Source organism: Flavobacterium antarcticum DSM 19726, assembly GCF_000419685.1.
Lineage (GTDB): Bacteria > Bacteroidota > Bacteroidia > Flavobacteriales > Flavobacteriaceae > Flavobacterium > Flavobacterium antarcticum.
Map to the genome: position 1 here is coordinate 157770 of NZ_ATTM01000003.1, position 15630 is coordinate 173399.

8 protein-coding genes are annotated in these 15630 nt (G+C 36.1%); 1 reads left to right on the plus strand and 7 read right to left on the minus strand.

All coding sequences use genetic code 11. The annotated features are described in order from the left end of the window. Positions 1-118 precede the first annotated feature (118 nt). Positions 119-1114, minus strand: coding sequence for a TlpA family protein disulfide reductase (locus YWA_RS0106010; protein ID WP_022827595.1), 996 nt, complete (start codon positions 1112-1114; stop codon positions 119-121). Positions 1115-1395: 281 nt separating this feature from the next. Between YWA_RS0106010 and aspS the strand changes: the two genes are divergently transcribed. Beyond that, the gene (aspS, locus tag YWA_RS0106015; protein ID WP_022827596.1) at positions 1396-3141 is read left to right on the plus strand and encodes an aspartate--tRNA ligase; all 1746 of its coding nucleotides are present in this window, start codon (positions 1396-1398) and stop codon (positions 3139-3141) included. A 54-nt stretch (positions 3142-3195) separates the two neighbouring features. Here aspS and pbpC read toward each other — a convergent pair whose 3' ends face one another. From pbpC to YWA_RS0106045, 6 genes are all read right to left on the minus strand, one after another. Further along, complete coding sequence (gene pbpC, locus YWA_RS0106020) at positions 3196-5568, minus strand: penicillin-binding protein 1C (RefSeq protein ID WP_051126932.1); 2373 nt, start codon at positions 5566-5568, stop codon at positions 3196-3198. Between the two features lie 15 nt (positions 5569-5583). Continuing rightward, positions 5584-11100, minus strand: coding sequence for an alpha-2-macroglobulin family protein (locus YWA_RS0106025; protein WP_022827598.1), 5517 nt, complete (start codon positions 11098-11100; stop codon positions 5584-5586). A gap of 124 nt (positions 11101-11224) precedes the next feature. Then, on the minus strand, positions 11225-12577 hold the full coding sequence (gene mgtE / locus YWA_RS0106030; RefSeq protein WP_022827599.1) for a magnesium transporter: 1353 nt from the start codon (positions 12575-12577) through the stop codon (positions 11225-11227). After that, a complete protein-coding gene (gene rsmA, locus YWA_RS0106035) occupies positions 12567-13346 on the minus strand; it encodes a 16S rRNA (adenine(1518)-N(6)/adenine(1519)-N(6))-dimethyltransferase RsmA (protein WP_022827600.1) in 780 nt (259 codons plus the stop codon). Before rsmA ends, mgtE begins: the two co-directional genes overlap by 11 nt. 91 nt (positions 13347-13437) lie before the next feature. Then, positions 13438-13749: a DUF4286 family protein gene (locus YWA_RS0106040; RefSeq protein ID WP_022827601.1), complete on the minus strand. Its 312-nt coding sequence runs from the start codon at positions 13747-13749 to the stop codon at positions 13438-13440. 41 nt (positions 13750-13790) lie between these two features. After that, positions 13791-15569 (minus strand): tetratricopeptide repeat protein, encoded by a 1779-nt coding sequence (locus YWA_RS0106045; RefSeq protein WP_022827602.1) that lies wholly within the window; start codon positions 15567-15569, stop codon positions 13791-13793. Positions 15570-15630: the final 61 nt, after the last annotated feature.

Here is a 15630-nt window from a genome sequence, read left to right on the forward strand (position 1 = left end):
TTTATATAAATAACCTCAACTTAATTGTTGAGGTTATTTTTTTGGGTTTGCTTTGAAAGTAAATCGCATAAAAAAACCGTCTTTAAAAAGACGGTTTACTATTTTAAAAGAAGTTAAATTAGTTTAATAATTTCTCCAATTGTGTTGTTAAAGCGGGCGAAGATGGTCGTTGTGCATTAGCATCTACAATCATTCCTTTTGGGTCAATTAAGATAAAACGCGGAATTCCGTTAATACCATACGCTTTTACGAAATCAGAATTCCAGTCGTTGTCTGCGAAAAGTTGGATTCCACCTAATTCTTTCGTTACTACAAATTTCTTCCACTTCTCGTAATCTTTTTTAGTATCGATTGAAATACTTACGAACTCGATGTTCTTTCCGTGAAACTGCTCTTCTACTTTTTTCAAATGCGGAATTTCACCAATACAAGGTCCACACCAAGTTGCCCAAACATCGATATACACATATTTTCCACGCAAATCTTCTAACTTCGTCATTCCACCTTTGTGGTTTTCATAGTTGAATGTTGGTGACGGAGCATTATTCAATTTTTGCAATGCCAATTCCTCTTGGTAATACTGCTTCAATCCCATCATCGAGCCTTCAATTTCTTTGTTGTACAAAGTTGTAAACGCAACGTCTAATTTTGAATCATTCAATCGTTTTAAATCTCCTTCTTTTTTAGCCATCGCCATTTTTTCAAACATCGCTTCGTCGGCTTTCAGTAAATCAGGATAATTATAATTTTCTTCAATTAAAGCGGTTTGTGCTAGAAAGTTATTTTCCTTCGCTCCTTTTCCACTGTAAACGATGCTTTCGTCAAATAGTTTTGCATCCATTTTCAATTTCAAATCCATCCCGTTTTTCAAGAATAAGGAAGTATTTTCTACGCCATCACTCAAACGATACATTCCTTCCGAAACCATCAAAGTATCTTTAAAAACACCTGATTTATTCAACACAAATTCTTTCTTATACTTTTTTGGCCCTAAAATATAGAGTTTTTCGCCATTTTTGTTGTCGATTTTAGCCTCAAACGTCATGTAGTTTTTTTGGGCGAAAGCCGAAAGAGACAACATTCCCACTAACATTCCTGTGATTATTTTTTTCATATAAATGTTTATTAAATTTTTCGAATACCAAATATAGTTTTTTATTTATTTCGATGTGAAATTATTTCGCGTGATTCGATTTTCTTTCTACACAGATTGCACGAATTTAAACCGATTTCACTTGTTAAAATTTAAAAATATTTGTATTTCCGTAATCGTAAGCACAAAAACTTTAAAATCGAATTAACGAAAACAAAGTGCTTTTATCAAAAATAAAATTTTCAGCGAACAAAGAGGAGAGTCATTTTACTTTAATTACTTTTGCAATCTAAAATTTTGATATGTATAGAAGTCATAATTGTGGCGAACTAAATAGTTCTCACATCAATACCGAAGTTACACTTGCTGGATGGGTTCAAAAGTCACGCGATAAAGGATTCATGAATTGGGTCGATTTACGCGATCGTTATGGAATTACGCAATTGATTTTTGACGAAAGTCGCTCTGAAAAATCTGTTTTTGAAAAAGCAAAAACGCTTGGACGTGAATTTGTAATTCAAGTTAAAGGAATGGTTATCGAACGTGAAGCGAAAAACAAGAACATTCCAACGGGTGAAATTGAAATTTTAGTAACTGAAATGACTATTTTAAACGAAGCCATCACGCCTCCTTTCACAATTGAAGATGAAACAGACGGTGGGGAAGATATCCGAATGAAATACCGTTACTTGGACATCCGAAGAAATCCAGTTAAAAACAGTCTTTTATTTCGTCACAAAGTTGCGATGGAAGTTAGAAAATACCTTTCTGATTTGGATTTCTGTGAAGTGGAAACGCCTTACTTAATCAAATCGACTCCAGAAGGAGCAAGGGATTTCGTGGTTCCAAGTAGAATGAACGAAGGACAGTTTTATGCTTTGCCACAATCACCACAAACGTTTAAGCAATTGTTGATGGTGGGTGGAATGGACAAATATTTCCAAATCGTGAAATGTTTCCGTGACGAAGATTTAAGAGCGGATAGACAACCAGAATTTACACAAATCGATTGCGAAATGGCGTTTGTAGACCAAGAAGATATTTTAAATATTTTTGAAGGGTTGACACGTCATTTACTATTGGAAATTAAAGGAATTGAAGTTGATAAATTCCCAAGAATCACATACGATTACGCTATAAAAACCTACGGAAACGACAAACCAGATATTCGCTTTGATATGAAATTTGGCGAGTTGAATGAAGTTGCACAGCATAAAGAATTTCCTGTATTCAATGCAGCAGAATTGGTAGTTGGAATCGCAGCGCCAAATTGCGCCACTTATACTCGAAAAGAAATTGATGCTTTAATTGACTGGGTAAAACGTCCTCAAGTAGGTGCTTCAGGAATGGTTTACGTGAAATGTGAAGCAGATGGAAGTTACAAATCTTCAGTAGACAAATTTTATGACCAAGAAGATTTGGCAAAATGGGCAAAAGCAACAAACGCGAAAGCAGGCGACATGATTTTTGTGCTTTCGGGTCCAGCGGATAAAACAAGATCGGCACTTTCTGCTTTACGAATGGAATTAGCAACACGTTTGGGATTGAGAAATCCAGCGGTTTTCGCTCCACTTTGGGTAGTTGATTTTCCTTTATTAGAATTTGACGAAGAAAGCGGTCGTTACCACGCAATGCACCATCCATTCACGTCTCCAAAACCAGAAGACATGGCTTTATTGGAAACCGATCCAGGAAAAGTGAGAGCAAACGCTTACGACATGGTTTTGAATGGAAATGAAATTGGTGGAGGTTCAATACGAATTCACGACAAAAAGACACAAGAATTAATGTTCAAATATTTAGGTTTCACGGAAGAAGAAGCGAGAAATCAATTTGGATTCTTAATGGATGCATTCCAATACGGAGCGCCACCACACGGAGGTTTAGCTTTTGGATTGGATAGATTGGTAGCCATTTTAGGCGGTCAAGAAACAATTCGTGATTTTATTGCGTTTCCTAAAAACAATTCGGGAAGAGATGTGATGATTGATGCTCCATCTGCGATTGATGAGAAACAGTTGAATGAATTGCATATTAAATTAAAATAATACTTCTAAAAGCCTCGAAAATTTCGGGGCTTTTTTTATCCGTTACGTGTACTATCACCTCACAATCTCAATCTTCCTACTAATCTCATTGCCATTACCATCTACTACAGTAATTCGATGTATTCCTGCTTTCGCTAAAATCGATTTTTCGTGGAAAACGGTAGTTTTACCCTGAAAAACTTCATCAACGTACCAATACAAAATGGCATCACTTTGCGAATGCGCTATTTTCATAATTAAAGGTTGGACATCACTATCAAAATTCTTGGTCAAGTAAATTTTGCTGTTGTTTTTTGGATAAATAAAATCCATTGTTCCAGCTGTATTTCCAACGCAATCTTCGCGGAAAGGAGGCAACATTTGGTAGTCAATGTGTTTGCTTTTATAATACCATTCCATCACCGGAGGCAACACAAACCAATATTTCACAACCATATTTTCAATCGCTTCACAATTGCTATTCACTCGGAATCTTTCAGAAGCATCAAGTTGGATTCGCTTGTGATACGAACATAAAGCAGAAGTTTTTCCCTTCAACGGAATCCATTCTTTTCGTGTCGGGCAACCTTCGTTTGCAAGGGAACCACTGTGCTGACAAACTTCCACTTCTTCTAAATCATTTAAAGGCGGTTGAAACCAATTCGACCTTGGAAATAAATTAAAAACATCAAATAAAATGGGTGCTGCACTTTCAACTCCAGTTAGTTTTGGTCTACCTTCTCCTGTTGCATTTCCTACCCAAATTCCAACCACATAACGAGAATCAGTTCCCACAGCCCAAGCATCCCGATTTCCAAAGCTCGTTCCGGTCTTCCACGCTATTTTTCTAGCACTATCATAGAAGCGCCAAGCTTCGTCTTCTTGTGGCCGATTCACTTCTTCCATCGCTTGATACGTCAGATAAATCGAGCCCGCTCCCAAAATAGTTTTCTGAAAACTTTCCTTGCCAAAATCTATAGCTTCATTTTTCAAGAAAAGCGGTTCAGCAAATTCATTCTTTCTGTATTTTCCTTGATTAGCGTTGAAGTAGTTTAAAGTCGACGATAATCCAGCGTAGGTTCGACACAAATCCCACAAATTACTTTCAGCTCCACCTAAAATTAGAGATAATCCATAATGATTTGCAGGTTTAGTTATGGTTGTGAATTTGAATTTTTGTAATTCCTCGTAAAACGTATTGACACCAAAATCCTGCAACATCAATACCGACGGAATATTCAACGAACGCGATAATGCTCGTCTTGCAGCAACGGCTCCATCAAAACTTAAATCATAATTTTCAGGTGTGTAGCCCGAAATTTGTGTGGGAACATCCGCAATTAATGTATTGGGTAAAATTTTTCCAGCATCCAACATTCCCGCAAACAATAAAGGTTTTAAGATACTTCCCGTACTTCTCGCAGCTTGAATAATATCAACATCTTTTTTGTGTGTTTTATCTGTGGGAGAATTTCCTACATAAGCCACCACTTTCCGCGTTTTTATATCTAGAACTAAGACGGCTAAATTGTAAACTTCATTCTGTTTGTATTGGATGTAATAATTCGCAGCTAAATCATTTACCCGCGATTGAATTTCATAATCAATACTACTTTGCACTTTTTTTCCTCCATAAGTTTTAGCCATTTTCTGCACTAAATGTGGCGCTAATTCTGGAAGAGGAAAAGGTTTTCCCACTAATGGTTCGGCTAAAGCCAAATTATAAGTTTCGGAATCAATTGTTCCATTCTTGTTTAATTTCTGAAGTAATAAATTTCTTTTTGCTAAAAGTAATTCTTGATTTTTTCCGGGGAAAATTAAACTTGGCGCATTTGGTAAAACGGCTAATGTCGCACTTTCAGACCACGAAAGTTGATTTGGCTTTAAACCAAAATACCTCCAAGAAGCCATTTCTAAACCAACGACATTTCCGCCAAAAGGAGCGTGAGCTGCATATAATTCTACAATTTTATCTTTGGAATATCGAAACTCAAGTCTAGTTGCTAAAACAAGTTCAATTGCTTTTTCAAAATACGTCCGACTTTGGCCTTTTCGCGCTAAGCGAATAACTTGCTGCGTCAACGTACTTCCACCACGAACCACTTTTCCAGCTTTGTAGTTTTGAACCATTGCATTAAAAACCGCCACAGGATTAAATCCGGGATGTTGGTAGAAATGTTGATCCTCAAAAGTTACAATGCACTTTTTAAATTTTTCAGGAAGCGTGTCATTTTCAGGAAACCGCCATTGTCCATCATTAGCGATTTTGGCGCCAAGCAATCTTCCTTCTACACTTTCAACAACCGTAGAATATGGAACTTTGAATAATGGAGAAGGCAAACTGAAATAATAAACTACCAATAATGTAAAAAAAACACCCGACTTGATCGGATGTTTTTTTAGGTAATTTAATAAGGATGAAAAAAAATTCTTTAATTTCAAAATCAGATATTATTTTTCAAATTAAGGTAAAACTTCTATCCAATATCCTTTCGTTCGATTGATGAATGTCGCATCATACATCGCTTCACATTGAATTCCCGGCATATAATATTTACCCAAATACGAAGCGTTCAGCAACAATGTAAACGTTTTACTTTCCGAAGCTTTCAACCCAAAATAATAATTCGCACGGTCGTCTCTTATATCAATATAATCCGCTCGATTGTCCGTTGACGAACCGTAATCTGTATATCTTGTGTTGACAATTTCAAATCCAGAAGGAATAATTTGCGTCAAAGCTACATTTTCAACCGATTCATTTCGTTCGTTTCGAATGGTAATCGTAGCGACAAATTCGGTTCCTTGTTTGATACTTTCAACTGAAATCAGATTGCCTTTTCTGTCTTTATAAGAAATATAAGAAGAAACGTCGCTTTGGATTGTTTTCTCTTGACCGACAGGCAAAATACCAGTATTCAGTAAGCGAACATAAATTGTATTTCCTTTTGTGTTTTTAATGGTTACTGCGTTTCCGCCCGTTCTTACCGTTAAGCTTCTACTTACAATTGATTTAGAGGATGAAATACTTTCTTTCAACGGCGTTCCAGAAACTTCTACACCAATGCCAGATTCGCCATTGCTTTTCGCAAATAAACTCATCGCATAAAGTGAGTAAGCCGTAGTTTGCGTGCTCATCCATTGTTCGCTTGAAATTTGTTTCGCTAAAAGATTTGCTAATCTAAATGCTTTCTGTTTCTCGCCTAATAAAATTAAGGTTTCTAACGCCATCGCACGGTTTCTATCTTCAGAACCGTAATAGTAATACGAATAACGGTCGGCAGTTTCAGCAATTGTGCTTTGTGCTAAAAGTGTTTTTCCAGTTGATTTTTGCCCACTCAAAACATAAGCTGCAGCTAATCTTAATTTCGCTTCGTTCGAAATATCCACGGTTTCTCTCAATCTATTCATCGATGCTAAATCGGCTGAACCTGCTAAAGCCAACGTATATAAACGATAGGCTTGCGCCAAATCATTTCCGTATTGCGGAATGAAACGCCATTTTCGAGCTTCACTTTTTTGGAAACTCAACCACTTGCTTTTCACATTTACAGGTAAAACATAGCCTTTTTTCTCTGCTTCAATTAAGAAATGTCCTGCATAAGAAGTACTCCAATCATCCGTAGTTCGGGCTCCAGGCCAATACATAAATCCGCCATTTGAAGCTTGTAAATTCGAAATTCTTGTAATTCCAGCCGTAACATTTTTCTGTGTATTTGCTTTCTGCGTTGAAGTCATGTCCACAATATCTGCTAAATAAAGCTGTGGAAAAACACCAGAAGTCGTCTGTTCCAAACATCCGTGTGGATATTGTATTAGAAACTGTAATCTTCGGTTGATGTCGATTGTTGGCATTGAAGAAATCTCCAATTTTGCCAAATTGCTTCCGGCAGTTCCAAAAGTGCTCCAATCAATTTTCTTGGTACTATTTGGTTCAATTACATAATCTTGATAATCATTGGTAACCGGATTTGGATTAATGACATCAATTTCCACTGCATAAGAAGCTTTTTCAGTTCCAGAACTTACAGCAACTTCAATTTTGGCAATTCCAGTACTTTCTCCAACTTCAATGTCAAAATAAGCCATTTTTTCGTCTGGAGATGTAAATGAAATATTTTGCGTTGGCGAACCAACTACTCTTAATCCTTTTGTCATTTTCAAAGACACCGCAACATTCTTGATTTTTGCTTCTGTTGTAAAAACAGTTACGGGTAATCGCACTCTTTCTCCGGGAGAAATCTTTCTTGGCAATGAAGCCAAAACCATTAACGGACTTCGAACCGCTGATGTTTTTTCGGCCGCACCATAAGCGCTTTTTGAAGCTGAAGCGGCAACAACCATTGTTCGAACCGAGCCCACATATTTTGGAAGTTGCAACGTATGTGTCGTAGCTTTTCCTTTGTCCAATACAAACGGACCGTAATATAAAACCACGGGCTTGAATCTATTTGCTTTTTTGGCTTGACCGCCAATCATACTTTGGTCACCTCCAATTGCGAATATCTGATTCACTTTTCCGCCATAAGCACCAATAATATCGTCGTAAACGTCCCAAGTTTTTACACCTAAAGCTGCTCTTGCATAGAAACTATCCCAAGCATTTGGCGTTTTAAATCTTGTTAAATCAAGTAATCCTTCATCCACAACCGCAATTGTGTAGGTCATTGGTTGACCATTTTTCTCCGAAACATTCACCGTAAATTTTTCTTCAGGTTTCAAAACATTTGGCATTTTAATCACCGGTTCCAACTTGCTATTTGGGTCTAACACTTCAATCGCTGTGATTCCGTACATTCGGATAGGCGAATCATTTTTAGTCGTAGCGTGCGGTTGCAAAAGTGTGACGTTGAAATACACATTTGGCGCCATATCTTTTGTCAAAGGAATTTCTGCTTTCGTTTCTCCTTTTTTGGTGTCAACCCAAATTGTTTTTAAAACTTTCGTTCCGTTTTCTATTGAAATTAATGCACGTCCACCTTCACTTGAAGGAAATGAAATCATCGCTTTTTCGCCTACATTATATTTCTTTTTATCGGTTGCAAAAACCAACATATTCGCGCTCGAAGCATTTCCATCTTTAGTTTTCCCAGACCAATAAGGCCAATCAATCAAAACTGTTTGAGCAGTCGCATGTCCGCTTGAACCGTTGGAAACACGAATCAAATAACGTCCCCAATCATTTTCAGGAACTTCAAATTCAAAACTTCCTTTTCCAGCAGAATTGGTTGAAACAGTAAAACTTTTGTAAGAAGTTGTAGCGTCAGACGAACTGAAACTAGACAAGTTATCGTCAGAAGCGTCCCACCACCATCTCCATTCTACTTTGTAAACGCGAACTTCAAGATTGCTAACTGATTTTGGACTTCCATTTTCATCTACTGTTTGGATTTCAAATCGGTTGTTCTTTCCGGTTTCAAGCATTCCATATTTATTAGGTTCAGGCGATTTTATTCCCACATACGTTTCGTACGGTGAATAAGTCGTTGCAAAAACATCGGTACTTACATCGCCGCCTTCTTCATATACTTTCGTGATGAATGCTGCTTTCAAGAATCCTGGTGCTTGAGCAGTTAATTTCGGTTCTATCGAAATGGTTGCTTGTCCGTTTTCATTTAATCTTCCGGAAAATAAATTTATTTCTTCACTACTGAACTTCCGAACTTCATCGTCAAAATCATATTTCGTATAATTTTTAAACGTAGTAACTTGTTGCGAAAATTTAGCTTGTACCTCTACTTTTAAATTTTTTGCCACCGCACCGTGCAACCAGTTTACTTGCAAATTATTTGTGTTTGCACCACGAGAAGACAACACTTCTTTTTGAAAACTATTCTTGATTTTTAAACGATTCGGCTTAATGGTTTCTACTTTTAGACTTTTGTAGAATTTAGCACCACCAACACTAATTCTCGCTTCCCAATTTCCTGTTGGCGATTCTTCATTAGTAGAAAATTTGAATAAATAATGATTGTTTTTATTCGTTTTTGAAACGGTTTGATAAGCAACTTTTCCTCTTGGATCGGAAATCCGCAATTGAATTGGGTGATTTGCAGGAAGTGGATTTGCAGTATCGTCTAAAATAAAAGATAGAAAAATTGGATCGCCTGGACGCCAAACACCTCTTTCGCCATAAATATATCCTTTCAAACCCTTTTGCAAAACTTCACCTGAAACATCGAAATTACTTACTGATAGTGAAGTTCCATCGTCTAATTTGACGTAAGTCGTATTCTTGCCTCTCGTTACAATTGCAAAATAAGCGTAGGTATCTAATTGCACTTCCGCAATACCGTCTGAATTTGTCGTCAGAGAAGTCAATTTCTGTTGTTGGTAATTATACAAATCAATTGTAGCTGCTGAAACTGGATCCGTATTTACAATATTATTTACTGCGAAGAAATACGATTTATTTTCGCCTCTTTTTGCAATAACTCCTAAATCAGAAGCCAATATATTTGTACCTACAACTGCATTGTAAAAGTAAGATTCTGAACAAGGGTCTTGACTTTGACGCCAATCGTAATCGTAATATCCATCATAGTAATCGTCGTAGTAATAATCCCCAGAATTACTATAATTCACGTCTTTCTCGTCTATTTCTTCCACCTCATCTTCATCAGCAATTTTTTCAGCGCTTGAACAATTGTAAAGTGAATAACTTCTTTTAAACGAAATTTCAACTCGGTACATCGCTCCCGGGTCAGGAGTTATCAAGGTTGACAAATCCAATGCGTACGTATTCCATTTACTCGTGTCGAATAAATTATTTTGCTTTAAATTAATGGTTTTCTTGGCAACCGGTTGCGAAACTTTTTTAAGATTTCTAGCTCCGTTTAATTCGTTTTCCTGAAGAAATTGTAGAATTGTATTCGTGTAAATTTTATAGACTTTTACATCTACTGCTTTTAAATTTACCGTTTCGAAGTTCAATTTTAAGTTGTTCGAACTTGGCAAAATAATTCCGTTTTTCAAAAAACGAACGTTTGGTTTCAATTGGTCGAAAAGTACTTTTTCACGATACGTTTCTTTCATCTTTGCGCCATACTCATTTTCAATTCCTTGAAAAACTTCCACCAATAATTCGCCTTTTAAGGATGAGTCAAAAAATACTTTTAGTAGATTTCCTTGAACTGCGTATTTTAAATTTCGAGCACCATCAATAGCAATTAATCCGTCAAAATCTTGGTCTTTTGATAACGGGTCAGAAAAATTAAGCAATAATGTTCCTTCTGTATTGTGCAAAACTGATGCTTCAACTACGGTGAAATTATTTTTCCCTTTAACGGAATAATCAATCGTGCCTTTTTGATCAATGTCAAAAGAATTTCCGTTGTAGCTTATTTTTAGGTTAGTATCCGAGTCGTAACGCTGCAAACTGTCGATGATAAACTTGAATTCAGATGAAACACCGCTCGTTTTTTCAAACTTAAGGTTTAACTTCTTACCATTTTGTTCCGCAGTAATTAACTTCGTAGCCGTTTCGAAATCCATTTTATCTGCCGTTTTTACATTGGCATTCAAATATTGGTAAACTGGAGAATACGATTGCACATCATCTGTGTCAACAATGAAGTCTTGCTTAATCGTCTTCACCGTGAAATTAAAATCATCTAATTCTTTTGGCGTTTTTATAAGTTTGGATAAATGAAGTGTGACTTGATATTCGGTATCTGACTTCAATTTTTTTGTAGGAACGAACGCAACGGTACTCGAAGAAAGTGCTACCACTTTTCCATCCACTGAAGGGGAAATACTAAAAAGATTGTTGTCTAAAACTTGGTCTTTCTTCCACTCTTCATTGGCGAAAGCCAAAACCACTCTCACATCAGATTGAGCGGAAACTAATCCGCCTGAAAAGTTAGTGATGTAAGGTTTATAGGAAGTGAAATTTGAGTTGAAATCTGCTGCCGATTTCTTGGAACAAGATTGAATGAGCAGCAAAAAAAATAAACAGTAAATAGCATGTTTGGTCTTCATATTCGAGGCTTGGAGTTGGAATTCATTATAAAAATGAGGAATTTTAAAATTTTAAAATTCCTTACTTCACGTAAATATAAATAATTTAAACAAACGTTAAACCAATTCCCTCGAAAATAACACTTTAAAATCCAAGTACGGCTTTCGCAATAGAGAAATAAATCAAAATTCCGCAAATATCATTACTTGTAGTGATAAATGGTCCTGTGGCAAGTGCCGGATCGATACCAAATTTATCCAATAATAACGGAATAAATGTACCGATTAAAGAGGCAATAATAATTACAGAAACTAATGATACTGACACAATCATTCCTTCTATGTACTGTAAATCCAAAAGAAAATGCCCGCCAATAAATAAGATAGTTGCTAGAATTGCACCATTAAATAAACTTAAGGAAATTTCTTTAACCAAGCGTCTAAATATTGAACCGCTCAATGTATTATTGGCCAAACCTTGCACGATAATTGCAGACGACTGAACGCCAACATTCCCCGCCATTGCTGCAATTAAAGGAGTAAAGAAGAATAATTTTCCGTGTTCTTTCATTGCTCCTTCAAAAAGTCCTAAAACACTTACGGTTACAAATCCACCTAAAAGCGCTAAAACCAACCAAGGCAATCGCGCTCGGGTGAGTTCTAAAATACTATCATCCGCTTCAACATCCTGCGAAATACCCGCCGCCAACTGGTAATCTTTGTCGGCTTCGTCTTTTATGACGTCTATAATATCATCGATTGTAATTCGTCCCACTAACCGTCCTAATTCATCTACGACGGGAATGGCTTCCAAATCATATTTTTGCATCGTTCTTGCCACTTCCACATCTTCATCGTCGACCTTTGCAAAATTTAATTTCCGAATATAAATATCTTTAATCGGTGTTTTTGTAGAAGTGGTCAACAAATCTTTTAAAGAAAGGCGGCCTTTTAATCGGTCTTCATCATCAACCACATAGATTGAATGTACGCGAGAAATATTTTCAGCTTGAATGCGCATTTCTTTGACGCAGGTCAAAACATTCCAATTTTCGTTGACTTTAACCAACTCTTTATGCATAATTCCACCAGCGGTATCTTCGTCGTAACGCAACAAATCCACAATGTCTTTGGCGTGTTCAACGTCTTGAAGTTCGCTGATTACTTCCTCTTTAATTTGTTGAGAAAGTTCGGCAATAATATCCGCGGCATCATTGGTTTCTAACTCATCAAGCTCTTCCGCAATTTCTTTGGACGAAAGTCGAGAAAGGATATTCTCCCTTAAATCTTCATCTAATTCTAATAAAATCTCGGCGGTTTTCTCACTGTCCAAGATTTTAAAAATATGAGTGGCATCGTCAAAATCAAGTTCATCCAGAATTTCGGCAATATCAGCGTGGTGTAAATCATTTAACAAAATTTCCAACTGGTGGTCATTTTTGCTCGCGATTAACTCATTTACTTCACTTAAAAATTCCTTACTAACTTTAAACTGCATCGGCTTCTATTTTTTGGGTAATACTGATAAAATCTTCGACACTCAATTGTTCCGGACGAAGATCAAAAATTTTATCTTGACGCAATTCATCTGAAAGCTCCATGGATTTCAAACTATTACGCAACGTTTTTCTTCTTTGTTGAAATCCTGTTTTAACGACTCTAAAAAACATCTTTTCGCTACAAGGCAACGAGAAGTCTTCCTTTCTTGTCAATCGCAAAACACCTGATTTCACTTTTGGTGGCGGAATAAATACATGTTCGTCCACCGTGAATAAATATTCGGCGGTATAAAAAGCTTGAACTAAAACCGAAAGAATTCCGTACGCTTTTGTTCCCTTTTTCTCACAAATTCGTTGTGCAACTTCCTTTTGAAACATACCTGAAAACTCAGGAATCTGATTTCTTAATTCTAATGCTTTAAACACAATTTGCGTCGAAATATTGTAGGGAAAGTTACCAATAATAGCAAACTGCTTTCCTTCAAAAACTTCGTTGATATCGTAACGCAAGAAATCTTTTGCAATGATTTTTCCATGTAATTTTGGATAATGTGCTTCCAAATATTCGACAGATTCATTGTCAATTTCGACCACATAAGTTGTTACAGGTTTTTCGAGTAAATATTTAGTCAAAACACCCATTCCTGGACCAATTTCCAAAATATCTTCGTAGCCTTTTAACAACAACGTGTCGGCTATATTTTTGGCAACTTCTTCATCTTTAAGAAAGTGTTGTCCGAGGTGTTTTTTTGCTTTTACTTTTTCCATTTTGTCTGTTTAAAATTTCACACAGATTTCACTAATTAGCACAGATTGAAAATTTCTAAAAGTCTAATTCGTTTTGGTGAATTTTATTTTTTTAATGTTCTGAAATAAATTCTAATTCAGTTCGAAATGCCAACATTTTGTCGCCAAAAAGTCCGTGTCCTTCATCCCTTAATCTCGGAGCGTCTTCTTGATAATAGCGTTCCAAAGTTTCCTTTGAATCCGTCACATATTGAATCGAATACGTAATTCCACCCATATCTTCTTCTACCAAAACTTTAACCATTCGTGCTGTGGAGAATTTTCCAGTAGCTAATACGTCGCCGATGTGTTTCTCCTGCATCCACTTCATCCATTGGTCGTGAACACTTTCGTGGATATTTACAGTTACATTATATATAATCATTTGATTTGTGAATTTAGATTTAAGAATTAGGATTTAGGAATTTATAAATTATTGTCTCCTCGGATTTCGCGGAATTTTCTTCGGGCTTCAATAAAGTAGATACTATCTTGATGGTTGAAAATCATTTTTTCGTACAATGGTTTTGCCAATTCGGGTTGTTTCAACTTCTCGTCATAAATTTCTGCAGAGAAGAATAACGCTTCGTCCACGTAAATTCCATCCGAATGTGCGTCAATAATATTTTTGTATAAACGCAAAGCCTCGTTATAATTGCCTAATTTCTCGTTGATTTTTCCCATTCGCAACAAAGTTACGGCTTCAATTTCGTCTCCTTTGTGTTCGGTTAAAATTTTTGCAAATTGGGCTAATGCCAAATCGTTTTTATTCTGGTACATCAAGTAATCTCCTCGCGCAAATTTCTTCAATGCGACTTGAGTAGAATCGGCAACGGTGTTGTCGTTTATAAGTAGAAAATATTCCATCGCATCATTTGCAATCAATTGTGTCGATGCTGATTTTAGTATTTTAAACTGACTTTGAGCCCACTGAAAATCACCTTGAAAATAACTTGTTTTGGCAACTTTCAAACTTGCTTCGTGTCCAATTTGGTCGTTTTTTAAATCGTCTTCAATTTGTGAATAGTAAATCAACGCTTGATTGTATTGCTCTTGCAAAAGCAAAATATCGGCCAATTGCATTTTTAATTCAGCCTTCTGGTATTCGTTCAGTTGAAATTTTAAAGCATTTTTCAACACTTCTTTTCCGTTTTCTGGTTCATTTAAATTGAAAGCAAAAAACTCCGCTTGCAATTCTTGTAATGAAATGGTGAATGGGCTTACACCAAATTTTTTCAGTGCAAGTTCTAAATCGGTTTTGATTGCTGGATATTCTTTTGGAGTTGATTTCTCGATTCGATTTCGCAGTAAAAATGTATTCGAAAATATCTGCAAATCTAGATTCTGCGTGTTTTCTAAAACGAAATTAATAATGTTTACGGCGTCTTCGTCCTGGTCCTCTTCAATGACTAATTCGGCTAAACCAACGATGTTTGAAAATGATTCGGGTTCTCTTTTATAAATTGCTTTTTCTTGAATAAATGCTTTTCCATATTCTTTTTGTTGGACAAAAAACCAACTCAAAAATTGGTTCCAGTAAATATCTTGACTTTTTTGAGTTTTTAAAATCAAGGCTTTTCGTAAACTATCTGGAAAAGAAGTTTCACTTTCATCTGTCATAAATCTTGACAAATAATTCTGAATGTAAATCGTAGATTGTGGACGTTGTTCGCCTTCTTCTAAAAACTTTTCAATCATCAAATCTACTTTTCCTTGTTGGCCATACAAAACCGCCATTTGCTGATTAAAGCTAAACTTTGGTTCCAAAGTCAACGCTAAATTATAGGCTTTCAAAGCATAATCTAACATTGATTTCTTTTCGAAATTAGCAGCAAGTGCATAAACATGCGATGGATTTTCGTTTATCTTTTCAATTGCTTGCTCAAAAAGTTTCGACGCATTTTTTTCGTCTTTTTGCAATTGATAATTGTAACCTAATTCAATTAAGAGATTCGGTTGTTTGTATTTATCTAATCGTTGCTGGATTAAAGTTTGTGCTTTATCAAACTGCGATAATTCTTGGTAGCAATCGACTGTTCGCTGAAAATAATTAGAATTTCCAGGTTGTTTAGCGAGTAACTCTTCGTAAGAAACCAAGGCTTTTTCGAAATCACCTTTTTCAAAATAATTCGCTGCTAATTGTTCGTTTTGGGCGAAAGCCGAAAACGTCAGTAACAATAAAAGTGTGGCGAAAAAATTTCTCATAAGTGGTAAAAAGCAAAAAAAGTACTATTTGTTGAAAAGTAGTACTTTTTAAAATTTTATA

What these genes read in the sequence shown, in the direction of transcription:
- YWA_RS0106010 (WP_022827595.1), bottom strand. Translation starts at nt 1,114, where the DNA reads ATGAAAAAAATAATCACAGGAATGTTAGTGGGAATGTTGTCTCTTTCG.
- YWA_RS0106045 (WP_022827602.1), bottom strand. Translation starts at nt 15,569, where the DNA reads ATGAGAAATTTTTTCGCCACACTTTTATTGTTACTGACGTTTTCGGCT.
- mgtE (WP_022827599.1), bottom strand. Translation starts at nt 12,577, where the DNA reads ATGCAGTTTAAAGTTAGTAAGGAATTTTTAAGTGAAGTAAATGAGTTA.
- aspS (WP_022827596.1), top strand. Translation starts at nt 1,396, where the DNA reads ATGTATAGAAGTCATAATTGTGGCGAACTAAATAGTTCTCACATCAAT.
- YWA_RS0106025 (WP_022827598.1), bottom strand. Translation starts at nt 11,100, where the DNA reads ATGAAGACCAAACATGCTATTTACTGTTTATTTTTTTTGCTGCTCATT.
- rsmA (WP_022827600.1), bottom strand. Translation starts at nt 13,346, where the DNA reads ATGGAAAAAGTAAAAGCAAAAAAACACCTCGGACAACACTTTCTTAAA.
- YWA_RS0106040 (WP_022827601.1), bottom strand. Translation starts at nt 13,749, where the DNA reads ATGATTATATATAATGTAACTGTAAATATCCACGAAAGTGTTCACGAC.